The sequence below is a fragment of the Streptomyces sp. NPDC057280 genome (genome assembly GCF_042668605.1).
Lineage (GTDB): Bacteria > Actinomycetota > Actinomycetes > Streptomycetales > Streptomycetaceae > Streptomyces.
This window is the reverse complement of the sequence record NZ_JBHUYR010000008.1, coordinates 227,256-242,229: the sequence shown is the minus strand read 5'-3', so window position 1 is coordinate 242,229 and position 14,974 is coordinate 227,256. Positions and strand designations below refer to the sequence as shown.

The following is a 14,974-nucleotide window of genomic DNA, read 5'->3' as shown; positions in this document are numbered from 1 at the left end:
ACAGCGCACCTGAAGAAGCCGGGAGCCGCACCCGCACCGGGGTGCGGCGCGGTCTCACCCGCCGCGCCGCACCTCGAAATGGTCGATCCGCTCCCCGTTCTGCGCGAGCGCCGACACCCTGAGCCGCGGCGTGCTGCCGCTCTCCGCCTCCACCTTGAGCAGCGAGAACCCCCGGTAGCGCACCCGCGACCACTCCACCGTCTCCGCCTTCGTGGCCCGTGACTTCGTCCACTGGAAGGTGTCCACGGAGTCGACGTCGCGCACATGGCCCTCGTAGCTCTCCTTCGCGCCCGCCGGGAAGCCGTACAGGTCCTTGCCGCCTCCGCCGGCGGTGACGTACACGATCCCGTCCCGCGTCGGATCGGTCGACGCGCCGATCGGTACCCGCCGGCCCACCTCGCCGCCCTTGATCGCGTCGGTCCGCTCGTAGACGTGGTTGTGCCCGTTGATCACCAGGTCCACCTGGTGCTTCGCGAACAGCGGCAGCCACTGCGCCCGCACCCCGCCGTCCGAGGCGTGCGACGAGGTCGAGTACGCGCAGTGGTGGAAGAAGACGACGACGAAGTCCACCGCCTTGCGCAGCTCCCCGAGCCGGTCGTCGAGCCAGGCCGTCTGCTTCCCGCCCGTGTGGCCGAGGTTGGCGGGGATCTCGTACGACACGTCGTTGGCGTCCAGCGCCACGAAGCCGACGTTGCCGTACACGAAGGAGTACGCGCCCGGGGCCGTGCGCGCGTCGAAGCCGCTGTCCGGGAGGGACCAGCGGGCGAGCTGGCCGCCGTAGCCCTCGGGGGAGTACCAGGCCTCCATGTCGTGGTTCCCGGTCGTCACCATCCACGGCACGGACCGCGCGACCTGCTCGTTCTGCTTCAGGAACAGGTCCCAGTACGCCGGGTCGTAGCCGTCCGCCCTGTCGCCGCGGCCGTTGACGTCGGCGTAGCAGATGTCGCCCGCGTGCAGATGGAAGGCCGGGTTCTGCTTCAGCAGGATGTCGTCGTTGGCGGCGGCGGCCTTGCTCACGCCCTGGTCGCCGAAGGCCGTGAACACGAACTTCTCCGGGCGGGTGGGCGCGGTGCGGAAGGAGGCGATCGTCGAGCGGTGTTCGGGGGCGGCCGGGTCGAGGCCGTCGTGGCCGACGCCGTAGTAGTACGTCGTGCCCGGGAGCAGGTCGTCCAGGGCCGCGTGCACGTAGTACTGGTCGAGGGTGGGGCGGACGCCGGTGACGCCGGGGGTGTGGAGGTCGCGGATCTCGGCCTCGATCCGCCGGCCGAGGTCGTCGGGGCGGGCGCCGATCCGGACGTACGGCTTGCGGACGGCGGCCGGGACCTGCCAGGAGATCCGCATCTGCGTCCTCGGGTCGGCGCCGAAGGCGAGATGGCGGCCGAAGGGGACGACGGCCGAGCCGGGCGCCCTGCCGGTCGCGGACGCGGGGGCGGAGGCTGCCGTACGGGCCGGTGAACCGTTTCCGTCCGTGGAGCAACCGGTCAGCAGGCCGCCCGCCACCGCGCCCGCCGTCACCAGCGTGCGCCGCCGGGTCAGCTTCGTGCGCAGGTACTCGTGCTGCTCCGCCATGCTCATCCGGCGGGCGAGCTGCGGCGGGATGCCTACGTCGGGAAGGTCCATGACGGTGAAGTTCCCAGCGCGGGCCAACGGCCGCCCTACGTACGGGTGAACGCCCGTCGAAGGGCTGACGCCCAGCAGAGCCCGGGGTGATCCGGGGTGTCCGCATCGCGGACATGTCGTGTCATCCCATGGGACGAGGAGTAAGGTGCCGACATGTCTCGCAGCATCAATCTCGCAGTGATTCCCGGTGACGGCATCGGCCAGGAGGTCGTGGCCGAAGGTCTGAAGGTCCTCTCCGCCGTCCTTCCGCAGGATGTGAAGCTGGAGACGAAGGAGTACGACTTCGGCGCCCGGCGCTACCACGCCACCGGTGAGACCCTCACCGACGCCGACGCGGAGGCGCTCAAGCAGCACGACGCGATCCTCCTCGGCGCCATCGGCGACCCGTCGGTCCCCTCCGGCGTCCTGGAGCGCGGCTTCCTGCTGAAGCTCCGCTTCCTGTTCGACCACCACGTCAACCTGCGTCCGTCGAAGCTCCTGCCGGGCGTCGAGACGCCCCTCAAGGGTGAGCCCGCGATCGACTTCGTGGTCGTCCGCGAGGGCACCGAGGGCCCGTACACCGGCAACGGCGGCACCATCCGCAAGGGCACCCCGCACGAGGTCGCCACCGAGGTCTCCGTGAACACGGCCTTCGGTGTCGAGCGCGTGGTCCGCGACGCCTTCGCCCGCGCCCAGGCCCGTCCGCGCAAGAAGCTCACGCTGGTCCACAAGAACAACGTGCTGTCCTTCGCGGGCCACCTGTGGACGAACATCTTCAACCAGGTGGCCGAGGAGTTCCCCGAGGTCACCACCGACTACATCCACGTCGACGCGGCCACCATCTACCTGGTCACCGACCCGGGCCGGTTCGACGTGATCGTCACCGACAACCTCTTCGGCGACATCATCACCGACCTCGCCGCGGCCGTCTCCGGCGGCATCGGCGTCGCGGCGAGCGGCAACATCAACCCCTCCCGCGAGTTCCCGTCGATGTTCGAGCCGGTCCACGGTTCCGCGCCCGACATCGCCGGCCAGGGCAAGGCCGACCCCACCGCCACGGTCCTGTCCGTCGCGCTGCTCCTGCGCCACCTCGGCTACGAGACTGAGGCCGCCCGCATCGAGGACGCCGTCTCGGCCGACCTCGGCGAGCGCGCCGGCAAGCCCGCCCGCTCCACCTCGGAGATCGGCGACGCGCTGGCCGTACGAGTAGCCGGCTGACCCGCGGCTGCCCAGCACCACCTCGAAGCCGCCGGGTCGCATCCGCACCCGGCGGCTTCCGTATGTCCCCCGCCGGGTGACACCATCAACCCCTGGGTCGCATTCACGCCGTTTTCGTCCACGGACCCCCGCGCGCGATAATCGAACGCGGAGCCGCGGAATGAGGGAATGCTCGGACGTCCTAGCACTGGTCACTGACAGTAAAAGGGCGTGAGCGGCGGCCCGTGTCACTACACACACCGGTGAAGGACAACCACTCATGACGACGCCCACGATCGAGCTCAAGCCCTCGGCCTCGCCACTTTCCGACGCGGAACGCGCCGCGATCCTGGCCAGCCCCGGGTTCGGCCGCCACTTCACCGACCACATGGTCGTCATCAAGTGGACCGAGGGCCGCGGCTGGCACGACGGCCAGCTCGTGCCGTACGCGCCGCTCTCCCTCGACCCCGCGACGATGGTCCTGCACTACGCGCAGGAGATCTTCGAGGGCCTGAAGGCCTACCGCCAGCCCGACGGCACCGTCGCGACCTTCCGCCCGGAGAAGAACGCCCTGCGCTTCCAGGCCTCCGCCCGCCGGCTCGGCATGCCGGAGCTGCCGGTCGAGACGTTCATCGAGGCGTGCGACGCGCTGGTGAAGCAGGACGAGGCGTGGGTCCCGGCGCACGGCGGCGAGGAGTCCCTCTACCTCCGCCCGTTCATGATCGCGACCGAGGTCGGCCTGGGCGTCAAGCCGGCCAACGAGTACCTGTTCCTCGTCATCGCCTCCCCGGCCGGCGCGTACTTCCCCGGCGGCGTCAAGCCGGTCTCGATCTGGGTCTCCGAGGACCACGTCCGCGCCGTCCCCGGCGGCATGGGCGACGCCAAGACCGGCGGCAACTACGCCGCCTCGCTCCTCGCCCAGGCCGAGGCCGCCGAGCAGGGCTGCGCCCAGGTCTGCTACCTCGACGCGGTCGAGCGCAAGTGGGTCGAGGAACTCGGCGGCATGAACCTGTACTTCGTGTACGGCAACAAGATCGTCACGCCGACCCTCACCGGCTCCATCCTGGAGGGCGTCACCCGCGACTCGCTCCTCGCCGTCGCCCGCGACCTCGGCTACGAGGCCGAGGAGGGCCGCGTCTCCGTCGACCAGTGGCAGACCGACTCCGCCAACGGCACCCTGACCGAGGTCTTCGCCTGCGGCACGGCCGCCGTGATCACCCCGGTCGGCACGGTCAAGCGCACCGGCGCCGAGTGGGCCCAGGGCGCGGGCGAGCCGGGCGAGGTCACGCTGAGGCTCCGCCAGGCACTGCTGGACATCCAGCGCGGCACGGCGGAGGACAAGCACGGCTGGATGCACAGGCTGGGCTAGGACGAAGCGCCTAGAGATCGCTGTTGGCCAGGGCCGTCGCGGAGGTCACCTCCGTGGCGGCCCTGCCGCTGTCCCGCCGGGGCGCCAGCAGCAGGTACGCGGCTCCGCCCACGAGCCCCGACAGCAGGAAGCTGCAGTCCACCCCGCCCGTCAGCGACAGCAGCGGCCCCTCGTACGACGGCAGCGACACTGCCAGCAGGCCGACCGCCGCGCCCAGGGCCCAGGACACCGTGGCCGGGATGTTCCAGCCGCCCCGGAACCAGTAGATGCCGCCGCGCGCACGGCGGTTGAAGACCTGGAGGGCGTCCGCGTCGTACACGCCGCGGGCGCGTACGAAGCCGATGAGGGTGATGACCGCCCACGGCGTGCCGATCGCCGTCAGCAGGAGGACGAAGGACGTCATCGCGTCCTGGGCGGACGAGGCGTAGTGGCCGACGAAGACGCAGACCGTCGCCACCACCGCGACCGTGTACGTGGCCCGGGCGCGGGAGGCGCGCGGCAGGATCGCGTCCAGGTCGAGGCCCATGGAGTACAGCATCAGCCCCGCGTTGCCCACCGAGCCCGCGGAGGCGGCCAGCAGGAGGGGGAGCAGGTACCAGGACGGGGAGGCGTCGACCAGGGGCCCGGCGTAGTCCAGCGCGGCGCGGGCGGCGTACGCCGTGAACGTGCCGAACAGCTGCGGCACCAGCAGGCCGAGCAGCAGCCCCAGCCATGTGGCGTGCAGGACCCGGCGGTCGGAGTGGCGGGCCGGGGAGATGTAGCGGGTGTAGTCGCCGAGGAGGGTGATGAAGGCGATCGGGCCGGACAGGCCCGCGGCCACGGCCGCGAGGAGCCAGGTCGGCCAGTAGCCGCCCAGCAGGTAGCCGCCCGCGTCGGGCAGCGCTTCCGTGGTGAAGTCGGGGGCGTAGGCCGCGATCCCGAGGGCCAGCAGGGCCGTCATGCCGATCGCCAGCACCCGCGACATGGTGAGCAGCACCCGGTAGCCGTACACCGCGCCCGCCACGGTCGCCGCGGCGAGCAGCGCGTAGATCACCCCGTACGACCATCCGCTCGCCGGCAGCCCGACCAGCCGGCCCAGCACGCCGACCATCACATCGCCGCCGATCCACACGGTCAGCGCGGTGTAGCCGAGGGCGAGGAGCAGGCCCACCACCGAGCCGACCAGCCGGCCGCGGACGCCGAACTGGGCGCCGGAGGAGGTGGAGAGGTTGGTCGCGGTGCGCAGCGAGATCAGCGCGAGCGGGGCCGTCAGCAGGGTGCCGACCACCGTGCCGGCCACGATCGAGCTCACCGAGCCCCACCAGTCGAGACCGAAGGACGGCGGCAGCCAGCCGAAGACGATCACGCCCAGACACAGGTTCGAGCCGAGCAGGATCGAGATGAGGTCGCGTGGCCCGCTGGTGCGTTCCTCGTCGGGGATGGTGTCGACCCCGCGCTGTTCCATCGGCATGCTGCGTCTCCCTCGGTCCCTCGGTTTGAGTGACGTTCAATGTGGGCCGCTCCTTGCTCCGCCGTCAAGCCTTGGTTTGTCGGAGTTCTGTGTTTAGAGTGATGCTCTAAAGCGAAGGGAACGACATGCGGCTCACCCCCACCGAACGCGACCGCCTGCTGCTCTTCGGCGCCGCCGAGCTGGCCCGGGCCCGCAGGGCCCGCGGGCTCCGGCTCAACGTGCCGGAGGCCACCGCGCTCATCGCGGACACCGTGTGCGAGGCCGCCCGGGACGGCGCCCGGCTCACCGAGGCCATCGAGCGCGCCCGGGCAGTCCTCGGCCCGGACGACGTGCTGCCCGGCGTCGCGGACGTCGTCACCGAGGTGCATGTCGAGGCCGTCTTCGACGACGGCTCACGGCTCGCGGTCGTCTCCGACCCCATCGGGGGCGGCGGCCTCGCCGAGCAGGCACCGGGCGCGCTGCTGCCGGGACCGGAGCACGCCGAGCCGGAAGCGGTCGTCCGGCTGACGGTCACCAACACCGCGACCGTCCCCGTCTCGGTCACCTCGCACTTCCACTTCTTCGAGGCCAACCCGCGGCTCGACTTCGACCGGGGCGCCGCCTACGGGCTGCGGCTCGCGGTGCCCGCCGGGTCCTCGGTGCGGTTCGGGCCGGGGGAGTCGCTGGAGGTCGGGCTGGTGCCGATCGGCGGGGCGCGGGTCGCGATCGGGTTCGCCGGGCTGGTGGACGGGGCGCTGGACGCGCCGGGCGCGAAGGAAGAGGCCCTGCGCCGGGCCGCCGCCTGCGGCTACCTCGGCGTACGTGATGAGGAGGTCGTTCGATGAGCCGCCCCGGAGGACACCCCGCCGAGGCCCGACGCCTCACCCCCCACGAGTACGCCGCCACCCACGGCCCCCGCGCCGGCGACCGTGTCCGCCTCGGTGACTCCGGGCTGACGATCCGGGTCGAGGCCGACTCCCAGCAGTACGGCGACGAATTCCTCGCCGGCTTCGGCAAGACCGCCCGCGACGGACTGCACCTCAAGGCCGCCGCCGTCCGCGAGACCTGTGACGTGGTCATCAGCAACGTCGTCGTGATCGACGCGATGCTCGGGATCCGCAAGGTGTCCATCGGCATCCGCGAGGGACGGATCTGCGCCATCGGACGGGCCGGCAACCCCGACACCCTCGACGGCGTCGACGTCGTGGTCGGCACCGGCACGTCCATCGTCTCCGGCGAGGGCCTCATCGCCACCGCCGGGGCCGTCGACACCCACGTCCACCTGCTGTCGCCGCGGATCATGGAGGCCTCGCTGGCCTCCGGCGTCACCACGATCATCGGGCAGGAGTTCGGCCCGGTGTGGGGCGTCGGCGTCAACTCGCCCTGGGCGCTGCGGCACGCGTTCAACGCCTTCGACGCCTGGCCGGTCAACATCGGCTTCCTGGGCCGGGGTTCGTCGTCCGACGAGGCACCTCTGATCGAGGCCCTCGCCGAGGGTGGCGCCAGCGGCTTCAAGGTGCACGAGGACATGGGCGCCCACACGCGGGCGCTGGACACGGCACTGCGCGTCGCCGAGGAGCACGACGTCCAAGTCGCCCTGCACAGCGACGGCTTGAACGAGTGCCTGTCGGTGGAGGACACCCTGCGGGTGCTGGAGGGCCGCACCATTCACGCCTTCCACATCGAGGGCTGCGGCGGCGGACATGTCCCGAACGTGCTGAAGATGGCCGGCGTGCCGAACGTCATCGGCTCCTCCACCAACCCCACCCTGCCCTTCGGCCGGGACGCGGTCGCCGAGCACTACGGCATGATCGTCTCCGTCCACGACCTCAAGACCGACCTGCCCGGCGACGCCGCCATGGCCCGCGACCGCATCCGCGCCGGGACCATGGGCGCCGAGGACGTGCTGCACGACCTGGGCGCGATCGGCATCACCTCCTCCGACGCGCAGGGCATGGGGCGCGCCGGTGAGACCGTCCGCCGCACCTTCGCGATGGCCGGCAAGATGAAGGCCGAGTTCGGCGCAGGGAACGAAGACCACGACAACGAGCGCGTCCTGCGCTACATGGCCAAGCTGACCATCAACCCGGCCATCGCCCACGGGCTCGCGCACGAGGTCGGGTCGATCGAGGTCGGCAAGCTGGCCGACATCGTGCTGTGGCGCCCGGAGTACTTCGGGGCCAAGCCGCAGCTGGTGCTGAAGTCCGGGTTCCCGGCCTACGGGGTCGTCGGCGACCCCAACGCGGCGACGGACACCTGCGAACCCCTCGTCCTGGGCCCGCAGTTCGGGTCGTACGGCGCCACCCCCGCCGACCTCTCGGTGGCCTTCGTCGCGCAGGCCGCCGTCGACCAGGGAGGCGACTCGATGCCGACCCGCCGCCGCAGGGTCGCCGTCCGCGGCACCCGCGGCATCGGACCGGCCGACCTGCGCCTCAACTCCCGTACCGGAGCGGTCGATGTCGACCAGCGCACGGGACTGGTGACGTTGGACGGCGAGCCGCTGCACTCGGAACCGGCCGATTCGGTCGCCCTCAACCGCCTCTACTTCCTCTAGGACCCCCCATGACCTTCCGCATGCCCGCCGAGTGGGAACCGCACGAGCGCACCTGGATGGCCTGGCCCAGCCCCAACCCGACGTTCACGAACGACGAGGAGCTGGCCGAGGCCCGGGCCGCCTGGGCGTCCGTGGCCCGCGCGGTGCGCCGGTTCGAGCCGGTGACCATGGTGCACGGGCCGGGGCAGGGCGCGTCCGCGCGCGAACTGCTCGGCCCGGACGTCGAGTTGGTGGAGCGTGAACTCGACGACGCGTGGATGCGGGACATCGGCCCGACCTTCGTGAAGGACAGGGCGGGGCAACTCGCCGCCGTGGACTGGACGTTCAACGGCTGGGGCGGGCAGGAGTGGGCCCGCTGGGAGCACGACGCGAAGATCGCCGCGCAGGTCGCCGACCTGACCGGGGTGGCGGTGCTGGGCAGCACCCTCGTCAACGAGGGCGGCGCGATCCACGTGGACGGCGAGGGCACGGTCCTGCTCACCGAGACCGTGCAGCTCGGCGCGGGCCGCAACCCCGGCTGGACCCGGGAGCGGGTCGAGGCGGAGATCCACGCCAAGCTCGGCACCACCAAGGCGATCTGGCTCCCGCACGGCCTGGCCGGCGACTACGGCACGTACGGCACCCAGGGCCACGTCGACATCGTCGCGGCCTTCGCGCGGCCGGGCGTCGTGGTCGTCCACAGCCAGCGCGACCCGGCCCACCCCGACCACGCCCGGTCGCTGGAGTACGTCGAGATCCTGCGCGGCGAGACCGACGCCCGGGGCCGCCGCCTGGAGGTCGTCGAGATCCCGGCGCCGACCGTCCTGAAGGACGAGGACGGGGACTGGGTCGACTACTCGTACATCAACCACTACCTCTGCAACGGAGGCGTGGTCCTCTGCGCCTTCGACGACCCGCACGACGAACTCGCCGCCGGCGTCTTCCGCCGCCTCTTCCCCGACCGGACGGTCACCCTCGTCGACGCCCGCACGATCTTCGCGGGCGGGGGCGGCATCCACTGCATCACCCAGCAGCAGCCCAGGGCGGGCGTCAGGTAGAACGTACGGGTGAATGTGCTGAACTGTGCCGCCTGTGGCGCCCGGCTGACCGAGCCACTGCGTCCGCTGCCCGAGGTACCCGCCCGCCCGGAGTACGACGGCAGCAAGGGCGCCGACGGCCTGCGCGGCGCCCCGGCGACGATGCCGCGCGGGACGTACGCCGTGGACCCGAAGGCGTGCGGGGCGCCGTACGTGCCGCACCCCGACCCGGAGTGGACCGGCGTCGCCCACCCGGGCAACTCCTGGATGGGGGACCCCGACGGCCCGGGGCTCCTGGTCTCCGCCGGGCCGCGCGACACCCTGGTCGTGCACCCCGAGGACACCCGTGGGTATCTCGCGCAGAACCCCGCTTTCGAGGAGATCGGCTGCTGCGGGCCGCCGGGCCGTGAGGGGCCCAACGAGGTGTGCGGCGCGTGCGGTGCGGTCGTGGCGACGCTCTTCGCCGACTGCACCGGCCCGTACGAGACGCACTTCCTGCCCGACGCGGTGCGGGTGACCGCCGTATGACCACGCCCCGCCGCACCCCCGCCCCGCCCCGCGAGCGCATCCTCACCGCCGCCATGGAGATGATCGCCGACCGCGGGCTGGAGAAGCTCACCATGGCCGCGCTCGGGCGTGAACTCGGCATGAGCAGCGGTCATCTCCTGTATTACTTCCGCACCAAGGACGAACTGCTGCTCCAGACCCTCGAGTGGAGCGAGGGCCGGCTGGGCGCCGAGCGGGGGAGGCTCCTCGCCCGCACGGGCACCGCGCGGGAACGGCTCGATGCGTACGTCGACCTGTACGTCCCCGACGGCCACCGCGACCCCCACTGGACCCTCTGGCTGGAGGTCTGGAACCGCTCGCAGAACGCCGACGACGATGCCCGCGACCGGCAGGCCGCCATCGAGGGCGCCTGGCACCGCGACCTGGTGGCGCTGCTGGCGGAAGGGGTGTCGCGGGGGGAGTTCCGGGCGGTCGACCCGGACCGCTTCGCGGCCCGGCTGCGGGCACTCCTCGACGGCTTCTCCATCCACGTCGCCATCGGCCTCCGTGGCACCGACCGAGCGCAGATTCTCGGCCACGTACGGGAGTTCCTGGACGAGGCTCTCCTCGCGGACGCCTGAGCCCGTGCCCGGGTTGTACTCAATTCGGGGGATTGCCCTGTGCCTTGTGATGCGCTTGCCTCGTAAAGAGTTCGGGGGACGCCCGCCGTCTGTGCCGAACTCCTTTGCCAGCACGGAAAATCGGGGGATTTTCTATGCGTCTCGCACGCCGTACGACCCTGAGCGCCGCCTTCGTCGCGACCGCGCTCGCCCTGGCCGCCTTACCGGCCCACGCCGGCCCGCACACCCCGCAGCGCACCGAACGGGTGAGCGTGGACTCCCACGGCCGGCAGGCCGACGGTGCCTCCGGACGGCCCGTGCTCAGTGCGAACGGCCGGTACGTCGCCTTCGTCTCGGCCGCCGCCGACCTCGTCCCGGGGGACACCAACGGGGTCGCCGACGCCTTCGTCCGCGATCTGCGCACCGGGCGTACCGAACGCGTGGGGGAGGGCCCGGCGACGGACGTGGCGCTCAGCGGCGACGGCCGCCGTGTCGTCGTCGCCACCACCGCCGCGCTCACCCGGGACGACGACAACGGCCTCGACGACATCTACCTCGTCGACCGCCGCACCCACCGCACCGAGCGGATCAGCCACGGCCACCCGGACGTGCCGCCGCGCTATCTGCTCAACCACTCGCCCGCCATCAGCGCCGACGGCCGTGTCGTCGCGTACACCACCTTGACCCCGGACGCCGCGCCCGGCGACACCAACGGGCGCGACGACGTGATCGTCCACGACCGCACGACAGGGCGGGACGAACTGGTCCAGTACCGCACCGACGGCACCCTCGGCGAGGCCGACTCGCTCGGGGCGGCGCTCAGCGCCGACGGCCGGTACGTGGCGTTCGAGTCGGCGGACCAGCTGGACCCGGCCCACGACTACACCCACGCCCGCAACGTCTATGTGCGCGACCGCGTGGAGCGGACGACGGAACAGATCAGCCGGCCCACCAAGTACGTCTACAAGGAAAGCTCGTTCGATTCGTCGCTCAGCGCCGACGCCCGCGTGTTCGCCTTCGCCTCCAACGTCCGCTCCCTGGTGCCCGACGACACCAACAAGGTCACCGACGTCTTCGCCTTCGACCGGGAGACGCGGATGACCGTGCGCGTCAGCACCGCCGCCGACGGCACCCAGGGCGACGGCGCGAGCTCCGGGGCGTACCTGAGCGCGGACGGGCGCCGGGTCGTCTTCGTGTCGGCCGCCACGAACCTCGTACCGGACGACACCAACGGGGTCGCCGACGTCTTCGTCAAGGACCTGCGGACCGGCGCGATCGAGCGGGTCAGCACGGCCGCCGACGGCACCCAGGCGGACGGCCCGGCGACCGGCGGCACGGCCCTGGGCGGCCACCGGGTCGCCTACACGTCGGACGCCACGAACCTCGTGCCGGGCGACACGAACGGGGTGACGGACGTCTTCGCCCGGCGCCTGCACTGACCGGAAGACCGCACACGCAGCACACCGAACCACACGGGGGGAACCGCTCTTGTACGCCAGCACGCGCACCGCACTCGCCACCGGCATCGTCGCCGCCCTGCTCACCCTCTCCGCCACCACGGCGTCCTCCGCCCCGGCCCCGGCCCGGGCCCCGCACACCGAGCGCCTCGGCACCTCACCCACGGGCGGGCAGGCCGACAGCTACACCTACGGCCCCGAGTTCAGCGCCGACGGCCGCTTTGCGGTCTTCACCTCGGAGGCCGGCAACCTGGTGCCGGGGGACACCAACGGACAAGCCGACGTCTTCGTCCGCGACCTGCGCAAGGGCACCGTCGAGCGGGTCAGCGTCAGCTCCGCCGGCGCCCAGGCCGACCACACGTCCAGCGCGTTCGACATCAGCCGCGACGGCCGGTACGTCCTGTTCACCTCCCAGGCCCGCAACCTCGTCCACTGGGACACCCCGCCGCCCGCCGACGAATGGGTCGACGACGTCTATCTGCACGACCGCCGCACGGGCCGGACCGAACGGCTCAGCTTCGGCCTCGACGGCCGCTCCGTCGACGTCGGCGGCGCCGCCATGTCGGCCGACGCCCGCTACGTCGCCTTCACCGCCCGCCCCAACCGGATGGAGGCCGACGACCCCAACGGGTACCGGATGCTCTACCTCCTCGACCGCCGGACGGGAAAGGTGAAGCGCGTCAGCGAGCGCACCCGCCCCGAGTGGACGTCGGTCGTCCACGACGTCAGCGACGACGGCAGCCGCATCGTCTACAACCAGTTCCAGTACCGCGGCCCGGGCTCGGCCCTGTGGGCGTACGACATCAAGAAGGGCACCCGGCAGCAGCTGAACGTCACCCCCGACGGCACCCCGACCACCGCGGCCCTCGACGCCTCGCTCACCGCGAACGGCCGGTACGTCGCCTTCAGCTCCAGCGCCCCCGACCTGGTCCCGGACGACACCAACGGCGACGCCGACGTCTTCGTACGCGACCTGAAGACCGGCAAGATCCGGCGGATCTCGCACAACGCGGAGACCGCCTTCGGCACCCAGAGCCCCGAGATCAGCCCCGACGGCCGGTACGTCGCCTATGAGGCCACCCCGCGCAACCGCGCCACGGGCTACTTCGGCGTCGGCAACGTCTACCTCCGCGACCTGCGCACCGGCAAGGTCCGCCTCGTCAGCCGGTCCGTCAGCGGCGGCACGGTCGAGGACGAGGCCGTCACCCTGTACTCCGTGACCCGCGGCGGCAAGGAGGTCGGCCTCTCCTCCGGCTCCGCGCAACTCGTGCCGGACGACACCAACGGGGTCACCGACGGCTTCGTCCGCCACCTGCGCTGACCAGCAGAGGGTTCGCATCCTGAGACGGACGGTGAGCGCGGGGGCGACTTGTGCCAGACTGCCCCCGTGCTCTCGTTCGCCATGATTATTGGCAGCAGGCGCGCCGGTCCGCAGTGACCGTCTCGTACGACCAGGTACGGACGGACACCGTCGTCCTCGACCCGCGCGCAGACCTCTCGCACCCGCGAGGGGTTTTTCGCTTTTCTGGCCCACCCGCAGCCGGAGGCGAGAGCGCGAGGGAATATGTGGGGGCGGTGGAGCCGGTCATTCCGGTACGACCGAGATCCAACCTCAGGAGCCTTGAGACCATGACCGAAACCAGCGAGCTCGACGATCAGTTCCACGTCTTCGACACCACCCTGCGCGACGGCGCCCAGCGGGAGGGCATCAACCTCACCGTCGCGGACAAACTGGCCATCGCGCGGCACCTGGACGACTTCGGCGTGGGCTTCATCGAGGGCGGCTGGCCCGGCGCCAACCCGCGGGACACCGAGTTCTTCGCCCGCGCCCAGGCGGAGATCGAGTTCAAGCACGCGCAGCTGGTCGCCTTCGGCGCGACCCGCCGGGCGGGCGCCAAGGCGTCCGAGGACCCCCAGGTCAAGGCACTGCTGGAGTCGGGCGCCCCGGTGATCACGCTGGTCGCCAAGTCCCACGACCGGCATGTGGAGCTCGCCCTGCGCACCACGCTGGACGAGAACCTGGAGATGGTCCGCGACACGGTGTCGTACCTGGTCGCGCAGGGCCGCCGGGTCTTCGTCGACTGCGAGCACTTCTTCGACGGCTACCGGGCCAACCCCGAGTACGCCAAGGCCGTCGTACGGGCCGCCTCGGAAGCGGGCGCCTCCGTCGTCATCCTCTGCGACACCAACGGCGGCATGCTGCCGGCGCAGGTACAGGCCGTGGTCTCCACGGTGCTGGCCGACACCGGCGCCCGCCTCGGCATCCACGCCCAGGACGACACCGGCTGCGCGGTCGCCAACACCCTCGCCGCCGTCGACGCGGGCGCGACCCACGTCCAGTGCACGGCCAACGGCTACGGCGAGCGGGTCGGCAACGCCAACCTCTTCCCCGTCGTCGCGGCCCTGGAGCTGAAGTACGGCAAGAAGGTGCTGCCCGAGGGCAAGCTGCGCGAGATGACGAGGATCTCGCACGCCATCGCCGAGGTCGTCAACCTCACCCCCTCCACCCACCAGCCCTACGTCGGCGTCTCGGCCTTCGCCCACAAGGCCGGCCTGCACGCCTCCGCGATCAAGGTCGACCCCGACCTGTACCAGCACATCGACCCCGAGCAGGTCGGCAACACCATGCGGATGCTGGTCTCCGACATGGCGGGCCGCGCCTCGGTCGAGCTGAAGGGCAAGGAGCTCGGCGTCGATCTCGGCGACGACCGCGAGCTGGTCGGCCGGGTCGTGGAGCGGGTCAAGGAGCGCGAGCTCAAGGGCTACACGTACGAGGCGGCCGACGCGAGCTTCGAACTCCTGCTGCGCGGCGAGGTCGAGGGCAAGCCGCTGAAGTACTTCGCCGTCGAGTCCTGGCGCGCGATCGTCGAGGACCGCCCCGACGGCAGCCACGCCAACGAGGCCACGGTCAAGCTCTTCGCCAAGGGCGAGCGGATCGTCGCCACCGCGGAGGGCAACGGCCCAGTCAACGCCCTCGACCGCGCCCTGCGCGTCGCGCTGGAGAAGATCTACCCCCAGCTGGCCAAGCTCGACCTCGTCGACTACAAGGTCCGCATCCTGGAAGGCGTCCACGGCACGCAGTCCACGACCCGCGTCCTGATCTCCACGTCGGACGGTTCCGGCGAGTGGTCCACGGTGGGTGTCGCGGACAACGTCATCGCCGCCTCCTGGCAGGCCCTGGAGGACGCCTACACGTACGGGCTGCTGCGGGCCGGGGTGGAGCCGGCGGAGTAGTCACCTCCCGCGG

Annotated in this window: 12 protein-coding genes; 10 read left to right on the top strand and 2 right to left on the bottom strand. The window is 71.7% G+C overall.

Annotated features, from left to right (window positions below; translation table 11 throughout):
- Positions 1 to 54: 54 nt before the first annotated feature.
- Positions 55 to 1,620 carry a purple acid phosphatase family protein gene (locus tag ACFUO4_RS35730; protein WP_383492699.1) on the bottom strand — a complete coding sequence of 522 codons (1,566 nt, stop codon included), beginning with the start codon at positions 1,618 to 1,620 and terminating at the stop codon, positions 55 to 57.
- A 153-nt stretch (positions 1,621 to 1,773) separates the two neighbouring features.
- On the opposite strand from ACFUO4_RS35730, the gene ACFUO4_RS35725 reads away from it, so the two are divergent.
- Both ACFUO4_RS35725 and ACFUO4_RS35720 read left to right on the top strand, forming a co-directional pair.
- Positions 1,774 to 2,817 (top strand): 3-isopropylmalate dehydrogenase, encoded by a 1,044-nt coding sequence (locus ACFUO4_RS35725; RefSeq protein WP_079310828.1) that lies wholly within the window; start codon positions 1,774 to 1,776, stop codon positions 2,815 to 2,817.
- 259 nt (positions 2,818 to 3,076) lie between these two features.
- Entirely contained in the window at positions 3,077 to 4,165 is a 1,089-nt protein-coding gene (locus ACFUO4_RS35720) for a branched-chain amino acid aminotransferase (RefSeq protein ID WP_383492695.1), read from the top strand.
- A 10-nt stretch (positions 4,166 to 4,175) separates the two neighbouring features.
- Here the strand turns inward: ACFUO4_RS35720 and ACFUO4_RS35715 are convergent, their stop codons facing one another.
- Complete coding sequence (locus ACFUO4_RS35715; protein WP_383492692.1) at positions 4,176 to 5,615, bottom strand: cytosine permease; 1,440 nt, start codon at positions 5,613 to 5,615, stop codon at positions 4,176 to 4,178.
- A gap of 125 nt (positions 5,616 to 5,740) precedes the next feature.
- Between ACFUO4_RS35715 and ureA the strand changes: the two genes are divergently transcribed.
- The 8 genes from ureA (at position 5,741) to cimA (ending at position 14,961) form a co-directional block, all read left to right on the top strand.
- A complete protein-coding gene (gene ureA, locus ACFUO4_RS35710; RefSeq protein WP_383492689.1) occupies positions 5,741 to 6,439 on the top strand; it encodes an urease subunit gamma in 699 nt (232 codons plus the stop codon).
- Positions 6,436 to 8,148, top strand: coding sequence for an urease subunit alpha (locus tag ACFUO4_RS35705; protein WP_383492686.1), 1,713 nt, complete (start codon positions 6,436 to 6,438; stop codon positions 8,146 to 8,148). Before ureA ends, ACFUO4_RS35705 begins: the two co-directional genes overlap by 4 nt.
- An 8-nt stretch (positions 8,149 to 8,156) precedes the next feature.
- Complete coding sequence (locus ACFUO4_RS35700; RefSeq protein WP_383492683.1) at positions 8,157 to 9,185, top strand: agmatine/peptidylarginine deiminase; 1,029 nt, start codon at positions 8,157 to 8,159, stop codon at positions 9,183 to 9,185.
- Between the two features lie 9 nt (positions 9,186 to 9,194).
- Positions 9,195 to 9,692 (top strand): hypothetical protein, encoded by a 498-nt coding sequence (locus ACFUO4_RS35695; RefSeq protein WP_079310823.1) that lies wholly within the window; start codon positions 9,195 to 9,197, stop codon positions 9,690 to 9,692.
- On the top strand, positions 9,689 to 10,291 hold the full coding sequence (locus tag ACFUO4_RS35690; RefSeq protein WP_079310822.1) for a TetR/AcrR family transcriptional regulator: 603 nt from the start codon (positions 9,689 to 9,691) through the stop codon (positions 10,289 to 10,291). The genes ACFUO4_RS35695 and ACFUO4_RS35690 overlap by 4 nt, the downstream gene beginning before the upstream one ends.
- A 134-nt stretch (positions 10,292 to 10,425) precedes the next feature.
- Complete coding sequence (locus tag ACFUO4_RS35685) at positions 10,426 to 11,709, top strand: TolB family protein (RefSeq protein WP_383492680.1); 1,284 nt, start codon at positions 10,426 to 10,428, stop codon at positions 11,707 to 11,709.
- A gap of 49 nt (positions 11,710 to 11,758) precedes the next feature.
- On the top strand, positions 11,759 to 13,048 hold the full coding sequence (locus ACFUO4_RS35680) for a TolB family protein (RefSeq protein ID WP_383492677.1): 1,290 nt from the start codon (positions 11,759 to 11,761) through the stop codon (positions 13,046 to 13,048).
- A gap of 308 nt (positions 13,049 to 13,356) precedes the next feature.
- Complete coding sequence (cimA, locus tag ACFUO4_RS35675; protein WP_383492674.1) at positions 13,357 to 14,961, top strand: citramalate synthase; 1,605 nt, start codon at positions 13,357 to 13,359, stop codon at positions 14,959 to 14,961.
- Positions 14,962 to 14,974 lie beyond the last annotated feature (13 nt).